Origin of the sequence: Pseudomonas salmasensis, assembly GCF_014268375.2 — a bacterium.
Lineage (GTDB): Bacteria > Pseudomonadota > Gammaproteobacteria > Pseudomonadales > Pseudomonadaceae > Aquipseudomonas > Aquipseudomonas salmasensis.
The window spans coordinates 3,651,781-3,665,267 of record NZ_CP077083.1 but is presented as its reverse complement, the minus strand read 5'-3'; the positions used below and the strand labels follow the sequence as shown (position 1 = coordinate 3,665,267).

Genomic DNA, 13,487 nt, shown 5'->3' with positions numbered 1-13,487 from the left:
CATGGAAACCCGAGCCCATCATGTGATGATCGGACTGTTCAGCGTAATTGTGGTGGTCGGCGCGATGCTGTTCGGCCTGTGGCTGGCCAAGTCCAGCGTCGATACCGCCTTCCAGGATTACGAAGTGATCTTCAACGAGGCGGTCAGCGGCCTGTCCCAGGGCAGTGCGGTGCAGTACAGCGGCATCAAGGTGGGCGACGTGATCAGCCTGCGCCTGGACCCCAAAGACCCGCGCCGCGTCCTGGCTCGCATCCGCCTGGCCGGGCAAACGCCGATCAAGGAAGACACCCAGGCCAAACTGGCCCTGACCGGTATCACCGGCACCTCGATCATCCAGCTCAGTGGCGGCACCCCGCAGAGCCCGCAGCTCAACGGCAAGGACGGCAACCTGCCGGAAATCATCGCATCGCCATCGCCTATCGCACGCCTGCTCAATAACAGCAACGACCTGATGACCAGCGTCAACCTGCTGCTGCACAACGCCAACCACCTGTTCTCGCGGGAAAACGTCGAACGCCTGAGCAACACCTTGGACAACCTGCAACAAACCACCGGCGCCATTGCCGAACAACGCGGCGACATCAAGGTGGTGATGCAGCAATTGATGCAGGTGAGCAAACAGGCCGGCGCGGCGCTGGAGCAAACCACCGTGCTGATGCGTAGCGCCAATGGCTTGCTCAACGAGCAAGGCAAGCAAGCCTTCGGCAGCGCCGAGCAGGCGATGAAATCCCTGGAGCAAAGCACCGCCACCATCAATGCCTTGCTGACCAATAACCAAGACTCGGTGAACAGCGGCATGCAGGGCCTCAACGAGCTCGCGCCAGCCGTGCGCGAGTTGCGTGAAACCCTCGGCTCGCTGCGCGCCATCTCTCGCCGTCTGGAAGCCAACCCCAGCGGTTACCTGCTGGGCAGCGACAAGAACAAGGAGTTCACGCCATGAAGCGTGCGTATCACATGATCGTCCCTATGGCCCTGGCACTGGTCAGCGCGTGCTCGATCCTGCCCAAGCCAGACCCTTCGGACGTGTACCGGCTGGCGTCCACCCAGCCGGCCAGCCAAGGCACGCCGCTGAGTTGGTCGCTGCGCGTGACCAAGCCGCAGACCAGCGAGTTTCTCGACAGCCCACGCATCGCCGTAGTGCCTGACGGTAACCTGATCAGCAACTACGCCAACTCGCGCTGGAGCGACCCGGCGCCGGTGCTGCTGCGTAATCGCCTGCTGGATGGCTTCCAGCGCGACGGGCGCGTGACATTGTTGAGCACTGACGAGACCAACCTGCAAGCCGACTATGAGCTGGGCGGGCAGTTGCAGGCGTTTCAGAGCGAGTATCGGGGCAAGGCGGTGGAGGTGGTGATTCGCCTCGACGCGCGATTGGTGCGTGGGCGTGATCAAAGAATCATCGCCAGCCGTCGGTTTGAAGTGAGGCAGCCGGTGAGTGACGCCAAGGTGCCAGCGGTGGTGGCTGCTTTTGGCCAGGCCGGGGATCAGTTGAATAAGCAGGTGGTGGATTGGGTAGTACAACAGGGTAATACTGCGCCGAAAAAATGATTCCACCACCCTGTAGGAGCGAGCTTGCTCGCGAAAAACCTGAGACCGCCTCGGGGAATCTGATGCCCCGCGTCATCGTTAACGTTTTTCGCGAGCAAGCTCGCTCCTACAGGGGTGCGGCTCATGCTTAACCGAAGAACCAGTAGCACACCGAAATAGCCGCGACCACACCAGCAAACTCCGCGAACAACGCACACCCCACCGCGTGCCGCGCCCGCTGGATGCCTACCGAGCCAAAGTACACGGCCAGCACATAAAACGTGGTTTCCGTACTGCCCTGAATCGTCGCCGCCACCAACGCCGGGAAGCTGTCCACACCCTGGGTCTGCATGGTCTCGATCAGCATCGCCCGCGCCGCGCTGCCGGAGAACGGCTTGACCATCGCGGTCGGCAGCGCGTCGACAAAGCGCGTATCCAGGCCCGTCCAGGCCACCACATGGCGAATCCCTTCAAGGCCGAACTCCAAGGCGCCCGAGGCACGCAACACGCCAACCGCGCACAGCATCGCCACCAGATAGGGCAACAGGTTCTTGGCCACGTCGAAGCCTTCCTTGGCGCCTTCGACAAAGGCCTCGTACACCTTGACCTTGCGCAAGGCGCCGATCACCAGGAACAGCATGATCAGCCCAAACAGCGTGAGGTTGCCCAGGATCGACGACAAACCCGCCAGCGCCGTGGCGGACAGGGTCGCCAGCAACGCCATGAAGCCGCCCAGTACCAGCGCGCCAGGGATCAGGTAGGCCAGCACCACCGGGTCCCACAGCCGCAGGCGCTGCATGACGGCCACCGACAGCAGGCCCACCAGCGTCGACGCACTGGTGGCCAGCAGGATCGGCAGGAACACCAGCGTCGGGTCCGCAGCGCCTTGCTGGGCGCGGTACATGAAAATGGTCACCGGCAACAGCGTCAGCGAGGAGGCGTTGAGCACCAGAAACAGGATCTGAGCGTTGGTTGCCGTATTGGGGATGGGGTTGAGCTCTTGCAGCGCCTTCATGGCTTTCAGGCCGATGGGCGTGGCGGCGTTGTCCAGGCCCAGGCCGTTGGCGGCAAAGTTGAGGGTGATCAAACCGATCGCGGGGTGCCCGGCGGGCACTTCCGGCATCAGGCGGCGAAACAGCGGGCCGAGGGCCTTGGCCAACCAATCGACGATCCCGGCTTTTTCGGCGATCCGCAGAAAACCCAGCCATAACGTCAGGGTACCGAACAGCAGCACCATGACTTCCACCGACAATTTGGCCATGGCGAAAATACTTTCGACCATCGCCGCGAAGATCCCCGCGTTACCGCCCACCAGCCATTGCGCCAGTGCTGACACCATTGCCACGACAAAGAAGCCAAGCCACAGGCCATTGAGCATCAGATAAGTCCCCCGAAAGATGGGGCGAATGATAACGGGGCTGGCAGAAACGACAAACCCCGGAATTCTCCGGGGTTTGTTTTCGATCAATTGGTAATCAGCTACGGGTGGCTTGTGCCGTAGGCAGGGCTTCCTTGCTGCGCCAGTGCGGCAGGGAATTCCAGTAGCGCTCGCCCTTGGCATCGTCGTACATGCCTTCCCAACGGGAGATAACCAGTACAGCCAAGGCGTTGCCGATCACGTTCAGGGCGGTACGCGCCATGTCCATCACACGGTCGACACCGGCGATAAACGCCAAGCCTTCCAACGGGATGCCCACGCTGCCCAGCGTCGCCAACAACACCACGAACGACACGCCCGGCACGCCGGCGATACCTTTGGAGGTCACCATCAGGGTCAGTACCAGCATCAGTTGCTGGCCGATCGACAGGTCGATGCCATACAGCTGGGCAATGAAGATTGCTGCGATGCTCTGGTACAGGGTCGAACCGTCGAGGTTGAACGAATAACCGGTCGGCACCACGAAGCTGCAGATCGCTTTCGGCGCGCCGTAGGCTTCCATCTTTTCGATCACACGCGGCAGCACGGTTTCGGAGCTGGCGGTGGAGTAAGCCAATACCAACTCATCCTTGAAGATGCGGATCAGCTTGAGGATCGAGAAGCCGAACAGGCGTGCGATCAACCCCAGGACCGCGAAGGCGAAGAACAGGATCGCGACGTAAACCAGGATCACCAGCTTGGCCAGCGGCAGCAGCGAGGCGAAGCCGAAGTTGGCGACCGTCACCGCGATCAGCGCGAATACACCGATAGGCGCGTACTTCATGATCATGTGGGTGACTTTGAACATGCTCTCGGACACGCCCTGGAACATGGTCACCAGCGGCTCGCGCAGCTCAGGCTTGAGGCTCGACAGGCCCAGGCCGAACAACACCGAGAAGAAGATGATCGGCAGCATCTCGCCACGGGCAACAGCGGCGAAGATGTTCGAGGGGATCAGGTTGAGGATGGTCTCGATGAACGCGTGTTCATGCTGCACTTCGGCGGCAGTCGCCTGGTACTTGGAGATATCGACGGTACCCAGGGTACTCATGTCGATGCCAGCGCCTGGGTGGAACAGGTTGGCGAGCAACAGGCCCACCACGATGGCGATGGTGGTGACGATTTCGAAGTAAAGAATGGTTTTGACGCCGATACGACCGAGCTTTTTCGCGTCGCCGACACCGGCAATACCGACGATCAGCGAAGAAATCACAATCGGGATCACGATCATCTTGATCAGGCGGATAAAGATATCGCCCGCCGGCTGCAACACATTGCTGATCCACCAGGCCTTTTCAGCACTGAAATGGTTGAGCACTGCACCGATTGCAATGCCCAGTACCAAACCGATGAGGATCTGCCAGGCGAGGCTTAGCTTTGCCTTCTTCATGTCATTACCCTTGCTTCAAGTGGACTTACGGCAAATGCGCCAGCTGCAACGCTCGAAAGCGAAAAAGTGTGTGCATCTGCCTCCATGGAAGGTCACCGCAGCGTGGCCGAAATGGCTTACTGGCAGGCGAAAAAAGGCGCAACTATTCCCATGCAAGGGAGCGACGTCTAATGCCGTAAACGCCTACCCTATGCCGAATCGGCATGGCTTTTTTTGAAAATATTTGTCCAAACGGTCAGTTCGTATCCGCCATTCAGGCGGGTGAATATGCCGTCAAGCAGCCAAATCAGGCTCGCGCAGAGATACTGGACGACTTGAATTGATTGGCAGAAATGTCTGAGAAATCCACCACCTAGCGCCAGAAAGATCCTATAGCGCAGATGAAAAATTCTCGATAGATGGTCACGCCGACATACCCGGTAATGGTTAGCCAAAGGCAAAAAGCAAAACTGCGGCTATGGGCGGCATGAAGTGCGGGCATGAGAGTCATAAGCCCGCCGCAAGTTCAGCAAGCTTGAGGTCTTGTGAACTTGCGCCGCAGCTGTTCGCCTGACCCGGCCCTTGCGCAGGTACTCCCTGTACCCGTAGGTCACGCCGATCCTGATCGATCAGAGCAACCCGGCCCCCTGGTCATGCATCGCTCAAGGAGCGATGCAAACAGAAAGAAGCACAAGGGCTCCTTTCTATGGACGCTGGCTCCGTCAGACGGAACCTAGTACCAATTCGGATCTTTCTTGAGCTGCTCCATCAGCAGCTTTTGCATCCCCTCGTCCGGCTTACCGAGAAAACGGTAATCGGCGTGCCGCGTCGGGGACTTGTCCGCTGGCAAACCGGCCGGGACTTCCACCAACATGGCGTAGGCATCTTCCTTGTCGAGGCTGAAGGCAACGATCAGGCGCTTGTTCAGGCAGGTGTCTGCGGTTTCGCAGAGCGGCCCGACCAAGTACTTGTCGCCATCTTCCTCAACGGCATTCATTTGCTCGGCCGTGCCCGACAGGTTCATCACCCACTCGGGCAGGCGCTCTTCTTTCTTCACCACGTCTTGCCAGGTTTCACGGTACTGCGGATCCGCGCTGAGCAATTCGTTAGCCCGGGATTGGCCGTCATTGGCGGCCAAGGCCAGGCCGCTACCGCCCAACAGCAGGGCGGCAGCAAGGGCTTTAAAAGGCAGGTTGGCCATATTCAACCTCGGCCTTTGCGACCAAAGAAGAACGAAGCGATGAACATCACCAGGAAGACCACAAACAGGATCTTGGCGATGCCGGTGGCGGTGCCAGCGATACCACCGAAGCCCAGGACTGCAGCCACAATGGCGATGATCAGAAATGTGATTGCCCAACTCAACATGGTGATTCTCCTTATGCTTCTATAGGGGTAACAGCGGTGATGCCGTGCAGCCGCTCAACACAAGCGACGTTTTTTGCCTAGAACACCCAACGGTCATGGGCCGGTAATTCGTCGAGGGTGGAACCCTGATCTACCAGGCTCAATTGCGGGGCAGTCACATCGGCGCTGGCGCTGCCAATGGAACGAAAATGGGTCTGGGTCATGACAGGACGTTCAAATTGCGGGGCTGGCTGCGCGCTCTCTTGCCAATGCTGCAACTGCTGGCCGGCGATCAACGTGACCATCAAGGCCAGGCTGGCAAACAGGCCTTGCTGCAAGTGCAGCGGCGATACACGCAATTGGCTGAGGCTTTGGCGAGTCATACTGCATTGCTCCCGCATTCTGATTATTCGTTCATGACGCTCTTGGGAGAGATATTGCAGAGTGCATGCCAGCTTTATTGCAAAATAAAACTTAATAAAATCAAGTCGTTACACTTGCTCAATAGATTCCTCGCCTAGCATCCTGCACGATGCCTTCTTGAAGGCCGTGCGAAATGCACGATGGCCAGTGGTCGGAACCAGCCACCCAGCACGCACATCGAAGGATTGAAGGGCGCACAGAAAGGAAAATGCGCTCAGACGACGTCTGTAGGAAGGCGCGCAGATAGCTGCGCGAAGAAGCCTTTTATGAATCAGAATAGACCATGCAACTTGCCCGATTATTCCGGGACTAAACACCATCACATTTATAGTTAAGGAGTGCGGGACAGATGGAATCAGCCAAGGAACTTCAAGGCCGCATTCTTTTAGTGGATGACGAATCTGCGATCCTGCGCACCTTCCGCTATTGCCTGGAAGATGAAGGCTATACCGTCGCCACCGCGAACAGTGCCGCCCAGGCCGATGCCCTGATGCAGCGTCAGGTGTTCGATCTGTGCTTCCTCGACCTGCGCCTGGGCGAGGACAATGGCCTGGACGTGCTGGCCCAGATGCGCGTGCAGGCACCGTGGATGCGCGTGGTGATTGTGACCGCCCATTCGGCCGTGGATACCGCCGTGGACGCCATCCAGGCCGGCGCCGCCGACTACCTGGTTAAACCTTGCAGCCCAGACCAGCTGCGCCTGGCGACCGCCAAGCAACTGGAGGTGCGTCAGCTCTCGGCGCGGCTGGAAGCGCTGGAAGGCGCAGTGCGCCAGCCTAAAGACGGCCTGGACTCCCATAGCCCGGCAATGATGGTGGTGTTGGAAACCGCGCGGCAGGTGGCCGGGACAGACGCCAACATCTTGATCCTCGGCGAGTCCGGCACCGGTAAAGGTGAGTTGGCCCGGGCGATTCATGGCTGGAGCAAACGCTCGAAGAAGTCCTGCGTGACCATCAACTGCCCGTCACTGACCGCCGAGCTGATGGAAAGCGAACTGTTCGGCCACAGCCGCGGCGCATTCACCGGCGCCAGCGAAAGCACCTTGGGCCGAGTGAACCAGGCGGACGGCGGTACGCTGTTTCTCGACGAGATCGGCGATTTCCCCCTCACGTTGCAACCCAAGTTGCTGCGGTTTATCCAAGACAAAGAGTATGAGCGTGTGGGCGACCCGGTCACCCGCCGCGCCGATGTGCGCATCCTCGCAGCCACCAACCTGAACCTGGAAGACATGGTGCGCGATGGCCGCTTCCGTGAAGACTTGCTCTACCGCCTGAATGTCATCACCTTGCACTTGCCGCCGCTGCGCGAACGCAGTGAAGACATCCTGACCCTGGCCGATCGCTTCCTTGCCCGCTTCGTCAAGGAATACGCACGCCCGGCGCGCGGCTTCAGTGATAATGCCCGCGAAGCGCTACTCAACTATCGCTGGCCTGGCAACATCCGCGAACTGCGTAACGTGGTGGAACGCGCCAGCATTATTTGCCCTCAGGAGAAGGTGGAGATCAGCCACCTGGGGATGGCTGAGCAACCCACCAACAATGCACCGCGTATCGGCGCGGCATTGAGCCTGGATGAGCTGGAGAAAGCCCATATCGGCGCCGTACTTGCGACCAGTGACACGCTGGACCAAGCGGCCCGCACACTCGGCATCGATGCGTCGACGCTGTACCGCAAACGCAAGCAGTACAACCTTTGAACAGGACCTTATGAAGCTCGCGATGAAACTGCGCACCCGGTTATTCCTGAGCATCTCAGCGCTGATCACCGTGGCTTTGCTGGGGTTGATCCTGGGCTTGGTCAGCGTCATGCAAATGGCCAAGACCCAGGAATCGCTGATCCGCAGTAACTTCATCACCCTGGACCTGGGGCTCAAGTTGCGTCAGAGCCTGGGCGACCAGTTGATCATGATGCTGGAGAAACGTCCCGACCCGGACGCCCTGCAAGCCTCCAAGCAACATTATTTCGACCTGTTGGACCAAGGCATCGCCCATGAGCAGATAGACGGCAAAAACCATGGCTTCAGCCAGGCACGCTCCGATTACCAGAAGCTGCTGGAAGCGTTTGACCAATCCCAACAGGCATCACCGCCCGCAGGCAGCAAAGAAAAGCTGACTGAAACTTTCAACATATTGCGTAACGGCCTGATCGCCGATCACAAGCGGGCGCTGGAAAATATCAGTACCAGCGAACATAAATCCCGCGAACGAGCACTGTTGATTGCCGGCCTGCTCGGCCTGGTAGGGCTCGCGGTACTGATCATCGGTTTCGTCACGGCCCATGGCATCGCCCGGCGTTTCGGCGGCCCCATCGAGGCGCTGGCCAAGGCCGCCGACAAGATCGGGCAGGGCGATTTTGAAGTCACGCTGCCGATCTCCTCCGCAGCGGAAATGAACCTGCTGACCCGCCGCTTCGGCATCATGGCCGAAGCGTTGCGCCAACATCAGGCCACTAACATCGATGAGCTGCTGGCCGGCCAACAGCGCCTGCAAGCGGTGCTCGACAGTATTGATGACGGCCTGTTGATGATTGATCGCCAAGGCTGCCTGGAGCACCTCAACCCTGTGGCGCAGCGTCAATTGGGCTGGGATGAGGAGCGGTTGGGTCAAGGGCTTGGCGAAGCCATGGGTCGCGCGGAAATGGATGAACAGCTGCAACTGGTGCTACGCGGCGGCAACCTGGAGCGGGCCCCGGATGACCTGGAGGTGGAAGTCGAAGGGGAGCTGCGCCTGCTGACCTACAGCCTGACCCCGGTCAGCCATACACAGGGGCACATTCTCGGGGCCGTAATGGTGCTGCATGATGTGACTGAACAGCGCGCCTTCGAGCGGGTGCGCAGCGAGTTCGTGTTGCGCGCCTCCCATGAGCTGCGCACGCCGGTTACCGGCATGCACATGGCCTTCGGCTTGTTCCGTGAACGGGCCAAGTTCCCACCGGAGTCCCGCGAGGCGGACCTGCTGGATACGGTCAATGAAGAAATGCAGCGCCTGATGCAGTTGATCAACGACCTGCTCAACTTCTCGCGCTACCAGAACGGCCTGCAAAAACTCACCCTGGGGACGTGCGATGTCACCGACTTGCTGGAGCACGCACGGGCCCGATTTGCTGAGCCTGCGAACGCCCAGCACATTGAATTGCTGGTGGAGGCCCAACCTGAGTTGCCACGGCTATATGCCGACCAAGTGCAACTGGAGCGGGTGCTAGACAACCTGCTGGGCAATGCCCTGCGCCACACCGCCGACGGTGGGCAGATCCGCCTGCAGGCACGGCGCCATGGCGAGCGGGTGATTATCAGCGTCGAGGATAACGGCGAAGGTATCGCCTACGGCCAGCAAGGGCGAATCTTCGAACCCTTTGTGCAGGTGGGCCGCAAGAAAGGCGGTGCGGGCCTGGGGTTGGCACTGTGCAAGGAGATCGTGCAATTGCACGGCGGCCGCATGGGCGTGTACTCACGGCCGGGGCAGGGCACGCAGTTCTATATGGCGTTGCCCCTGTAGGAGCGAGCTTGCTCGCGAAAAACGCATAGACGACACGGGCTGGCTCAGCACAGCGTTATCGTTGACGTTCTTCGCGAGCAAGCTCGCTCCTACATTATTTTTACATCATCAGCGGTGATTCAAGGCCCGCAGGATCGCGGCGCTTTCAGCATCCGGGGTGCCGTCAAACAATGACGGGCGGAAACGCATCTGGAATGCGGCGATGACATGCCGCGTGGCCACGTCCAGCTCACCGGTCTGCGGCGTCTGGTAGCCCAGGCGCGCCAGCTCTTCCTGGAACCAGGTAATACTCGGCAACTGCGCGGCGTACTGCACCTGGAACCGAGCGACCGCCTGGGCATCCGGCCACACGGCCAGACCTTCTGCCGCTAAACGCTTCCAAGGGAACAACGGGCCTGGGTCCAGCTTGCGCAGTGGGGCGATGTCGCTGTGACCGATGATGTTTTTCGGGTCGATGCCGTTGCGCTTGCTGATGTCCTTGAGCAGCACGATCAGCGACTGCACCTGCGCTTCTGAATAGGGGTACCACACACGCCCCGTCGGCGTATCGCTGAATCCTGGGTTCACGATCTCGATACCGATGGAACTGGAATTGAGCCAGGTGCGCCCCATCCACTCGCTTTCCCCCGCGTGCCAGGCGCGCTGGCTTTCATCCACCAGCTTGTAGATGGTGCCGGAGGCGTCGTCGCCGATCAGGTAATGGCTGCTGACCTGGCCATGGGTCAACAGCGCCAGGGAACGTTCAAGGTTGGTCGAGGTGTAATGCACCACGACGAACTGCACGCGGTTGTCGTGGTTAACCGAAGGATGGCTGGTGTTCAGGCGCGGGCCACTGGCGCAGCCGGCGAGCAGAAGAAACGCTAAAGCGATATACAAGGATTTCATGGCGAGAGGCAGTACACTGAAAGACGATAATGCAACAGTGTAACGTAAGGCTCACAGCAAGGCGGTCAAATTACAAAATGGAACATCTTTTACGCCGCCTGCACCTGATTACGTCCCGCGGCCTTTGCCCTGTAGAGCGCTTCATCGGCACGCTTGAGCGCCAGGTCACTGCGCTCGCCAGGCTGAAACTGCGCCACGCCCATGGACACCGTGATCGTTACCCGCTCACCCTTGAAGTGGAACGGGCACGCTGCGATAGCCTCACGCAATACTTCACCTACGGCCAGGGCATCCGCCAAGGTCGAGTCGGGCATTAGCAGTACAAACTCCTCACCCCCAAAACGCGCGATGAAGTCCGTCGGCCGCAGGCGTTTGCTCAGCACATTGGCGATGATCTTCAAGACTTTGTCCCCAGCCAGGTGACCGTAACCGTCGTTGATGCGCTTGAAGTGGTCCAGGTCGAGCATGGCCAGCGACAGGCTGTTACCCCGCTGATGCCAGGCGTTGACCTCGTAATCGAGGCGTTCGCTCCACGCTGCGCGGTTGGGCAGGCCGGTGAGCGGATCGATCAAGGCCTTCTGGCGCTGCACCTCCAGGTGCTCGCGGTAGCCCTGGGCTTCCTGCTCCATATGGGCCACGCGTTCAGCCAGGCCTTTGAGGCGTGCGGCCACTTCCTGTTCGCGCAGGTCGCGCTGTTGCTGGTGTTCGTCCATGGTGCCGAGCAAGCCTTCAAGGTGGCTTTCGAGCACCTGCTTGAGGCTGCCCAGGTCGGCGGCGTCCTGCACGCTGGTTTGCAGGCCGTCGACCTGCTCACGAATCTGCGTGTCCAGCTCCCGCGCGGCCAGGCTGCTGTCGGCGTGGCCCTCGCTGGCGACCTGCAGATGGCCCTGGAATGCCTCGAGACGTTCGTTGAGCTGCTTGAGATAAGCCTCGAACTCATGCTGGCCACTGTCGGTGATCGCCAGCATCAGCACCGCCAGGTCATCCAGGATCGGCAGCAGTTCGTACCAGTTCAAGCCATGGGCGAGACGCTCACGCATTGCCTCGGCCTGGGGTTGGTGACGTTCGGGCAGGGAAAGATCTTCCAGCAGGCCGAGTAAAGTGCCTTCAATGTGCTTGGCCACCGAGCTGTAGGACGGTTCAGGCGAATCGGGCAGGGCGTAGGTGCCGTCCGGTTGCAGTTCGTCGGGCTCGGGGCTTTCTAGCACGGGGGGCAGCGACAGGCTGCCGATGCGGGTCTCATCCGGCGTTTCCACTGGAACCGGCGGCGGTTCGATAAAGGCGGCGAGTGCGCTCTCGTGAGCAGGCTCCGCTACCGGTGACGCCTGCACGTCGGGTTCAGATAATTGCGCAGGCACAATCGATGGCGGCTCTGGAGCGTCGAATACCGGCGTTTCGCTGGCGACCTCTTGCGCTTCGGTGACTGCAACAGGCGCAGGCTTCGAGGCCACGGGTGCGGATGGCAACGGCGCAAAGGCACGCAAGGCTTGGGTCAATTCTTCCGATTGCCCAGATTCTTCCGGTTCGGGCGCGGGTTTGGGCGCTGCGGGCTTTGGCGGCGCCGATTGCGCTGCTGGCAGTAGCTCGGCATCAACCGGAAGCGCTTCACTGGCGGCCTCTTTACTGCCAAACAGGCGTTGCAACAGGCCCGGCCCTGGGCGTGTGGTTTCGCCATCCGGCTCCAGATTATTCAGCGCCTGCCCCTGCAGGCTGCTCAGCTCACTGAGCAGCAGCGGTATCTCCCGCGCTTGCGCCACGCGACCATCGAGCTGCTTGGCGAAGGTTTTCAGCGGGCGAGCCACTTCGCGAGGCAGCGGCAGCTTTTGCAACTGGGTGACCAATGCGGTGAGCGCGGTGCTGATCTGGTCGACGCGGGTTTCGCGGCGCTGCTCCGAATCCAACACGGCCTTTTCCAGGCGCGGCAGTAAAGCGGCGAGCGCAGCATCCATGTCGTCCGTGCGCACGACATCGCGCATTTCCTTCATGCATTGATCGACGGCGCGGTCGGTGCCTTCGGCGGCCAGCGTGCTGCGCACCAGCCCGCGGCGCAGCAAATCGAGGCGGGCAGCCCAGCGGCGTTCGAGTTTGTCTTGTTGCTCGATGCTTTGAAGGTATTTCTCTTTCCAGCGCTGGGCGTCGTCGCTCATGCAAGGGGTCCGCGAGGGCCTGGGCTCAACGCGGGTAATGCATCAGCCGTGAGCGAACCCGGCAGACGAATCTCTACCGCGACCGGCAGGTGATCAGAAATGGGCTGCGCCAGCACCTGCACACTTTCCAGTGTGAGGCTTGGGCTGAGCAGGATATGGTCAAGACAGCGCTGCGGGCGCCAGCTGGGAAACGTGGCTTCGACTTGCGGGGCCAGTAACCCCAGGTCGCGCAGCGGAGAATTCTGCAGCAGGTCGTTGGCATGGGTGTTCATGTCACCCATGAGCACCTGGTGCTTGTAGTTGCCAATCAATTCACGCACGTAGGCCAGTTGCAGGTTGCGCGTACGCCCCCCGAGGGCCAGGTGCATCATCACCACCACCAAGGCTTCCGGGCCTTCGCCAAAACGCACAAGGATTGCCCCGCGCCCTTTGGGGCCTGGCAAGGGGTGATCTTCAATGGCAGTGGGTTTGAGACGGCTGAGCACGCCGTTGCTGTGCTGTGCCAGGCGCCCTAGATTACGGTTGAGTTGCTGATACCAGTACGGAAAAGCACCCAACTGAGCCAGGTGTTCCACCTGGTTGATATAGCCGGAGCGCAGGCTGCCGCCGTCGGCTTCCTGCAAGGCGACCAAGTCGAAGTCGCTGAGCAGGTCGCCGATTTTCTGCAAGTTACCGGTACGCCCCTTGTGGGGCAGCAGGTGCTGCCAGCCACGCGTGAGGTAGTGCCGATACTTCTCGGTACTGTTGCCCACCTGGATGTTGAAGCTGAGCAGGCGCAAGCGGCTGTCTGCCGGCAGGCCCGTGGACTCCAGGTGATGCTCGTTGACCTGCGGCTCATGCAGGCCAACGACACGCTCGGTACCCCAGCGGCGCATGGC

General features: G+C 60.4%; 12 protein-coding genes. 4 read left to right on the top strand and 8 right to left on the bottom strand.

Annotated features, from left to right (window positions below; genetic code table 11):
* Nucleotide 1 precedes the first annotated feature (1 nt).
* Together HU731_RS16545 and HU731_RS16540 are read left to right on the top strand one after the other, a co-directional pair.
* Nucleotides 2–940, top strand: coding sequence for an MlaD family protein (locus tag HU731_RS16545; protein WP_186607441.1), 939 nt, complete (start codon nucleotides 2–4; stop codon nucleotides 938–940).
* Entirely contained in the window at nucleotides 937–1,548 is a 612-nt protein-coding gene (locus HU731_RS16540) for an ABC-type transport auxiliary lipoprotein family protein (protein WP_186607442.1), read from the top strand. The genes HU731_RS16545 and HU731_RS16540 overlap by 4 nt, the downstream gene beginning before the upstream one ends.
* A 127-nt stretch (nucleotides 1,549–1,675) precedes the next feature.
* Here HU731_RS16540 and HU731_RS16535 read toward each other — a convergent pair whose 3' ends face one another.
* From HU731_RS16535 to HU731_RS16515, 5 genes are all read right to left on the bottom strand, one after another.
* Nucleotides 1,676–2,905, bottom strand: coding sequence for a spore maturation protein (locus HU731_RS16535; protein WP_014716349.1), 1,230 nt, complete (start codon nucleotides 2,903–2,905; stop codon nucleotides 1,676–1,678).
* Between the two features lie 97 nt (nucleotides 2,906–3,002).
* The gene (gltP, locus tag HU731_RS16530; protein ID WP_003187390.1) at nucleotides 3,003–4,334 is read right to left on the bottom strand and encodes a glutamate/aspartate:proton symporter GltP; all 1,332 of its coding nucleotides are present in this window, start codon (nucleotides 4,332–4,334) and stop codon (nucleotides 3,003–3,005) included.
* 712 nt (nucleotides 4,335–5,046) lie between these two features.
* Nucleotides 5,047–5,514, bottom strand: a complete 468-nt coding sequence (locus tag HU731_RS16525; RefSeq protein ID WP_186607443.1) for an inhibitor of vertebrate lysozyme family protein — start codon at nucleotides 5,512–5,514, stop codon at nucleotides 5,047–5,049.
* Between the two features lie 2 nt (nucleotides 5,515–5,516).
* Nucleotides 5,517–5,681, bottom strand: coding sequence for a DUF1328 domain-containing protein (locus HU731_RS16520; protein ID WP_003187386.1), 165 nt, complete (start codon nucleotides 5,679–5,681; stop codon nucleotides 5,517–5,519).
* A 77-nt stretch (nucleotides 5,682–5,758) separates the two neighbouring features.
* On the bottom strand, nucleotides 5,759–6,043 hold the full coding sequence (locus HU731_RS16515) for a hypothetical protein (protein ID WP_186607444.1): 285 nt from the start codon (nucleotides 6,041–6,043) through the stop codon (nucleotides 5,759–5,761).
* A gap of 389 nt (nucleotides 6,044–6,432) precedes the next feature.
* On the opposite strand from HU731_RS16515, the gene algB reads away from it, so the two are divergent.
* Both algB and HU731_RS16505 read left to right on the top strand, forming a co-directional pair.
* Complete coding sequence (gene algB, locus HU731_RS16510; protein ID WP_186607445.1) at nucleotides 6,433–7,779, top strand: sigma-54-dependent response regulator transcription factor AlgB; 1,347 nt, start codon at nucleotides 6,433–6,435, stop codon at nucleotides 7,777–7,779.
* A 10-nt stretch (nucleotides 7,780–7,789) separates the two neighbouring features.
* Complete coding sequence (locus HU731_RS16505) at nucleotides 7,790–9,577, top strand: KinB sensor domain-containing domain (protein WP_186607446.1); 1,788 nt, start codon at nucleotides 7,790–7,792, stop codon at nucleotides 9,575–9,577.
* Nucleotides 9,578–9,685: 108 nt separating this feature from the next.
* Here HU731_RS16505 and HU731_RS16500 read toward each other — a convergent pair whose 3' ends face one another.
* The 3 genes from HU731_RS16500 to HU731_RS16490 all read right to left on the bottom strand — a co-directional run bounded on the left by HU731_RS16500 (nucleotide 9,686) and on the right by HU731_RS16490 (nucleotide 13,484).
* On the bottom strand, nucleotides 9,686–10,462 hold the full coding sequence (locus HU731_RS16500; RefSeq protein WP_014716344.1) for an N-acetylmuramoyl-L-alanine amidase: 777 nt from the start codon (nucleotides 10,460–10,462) through the stop codon (nucleotides 9,686–9,688).
* Between the two features lie 89 nt (nucleotides 10,463–10,551).
* Nucleotides 10,552–12,609: a GGDEF domain-containing protein gene (locus HU731_RS16495; protein ID WP_186607447.1), complete on the bottom strand. Its 2,058-nt coding sequence runs from the start codon at nucleotides 12,607–12,609 to the stop codon at nucleotides 10,552–10,554.
* A complete protein-coding gene (locus HU731_RS16490; RefSeq protein WP_003187377.1) occupies nucleotides 12,606–13,484 on the bottom strand; it encodes an endonuclease/exonuclease/phosphatase family protein in 879 nt (292 codons plus the stop codon). Before HU731_RS16490 ends, HU731_RS16495 begins: the two co-directional genes overlap by 4 nt.
* Nucleotides 13,485–13,487 lie beyond the last annotated feature (3 nt).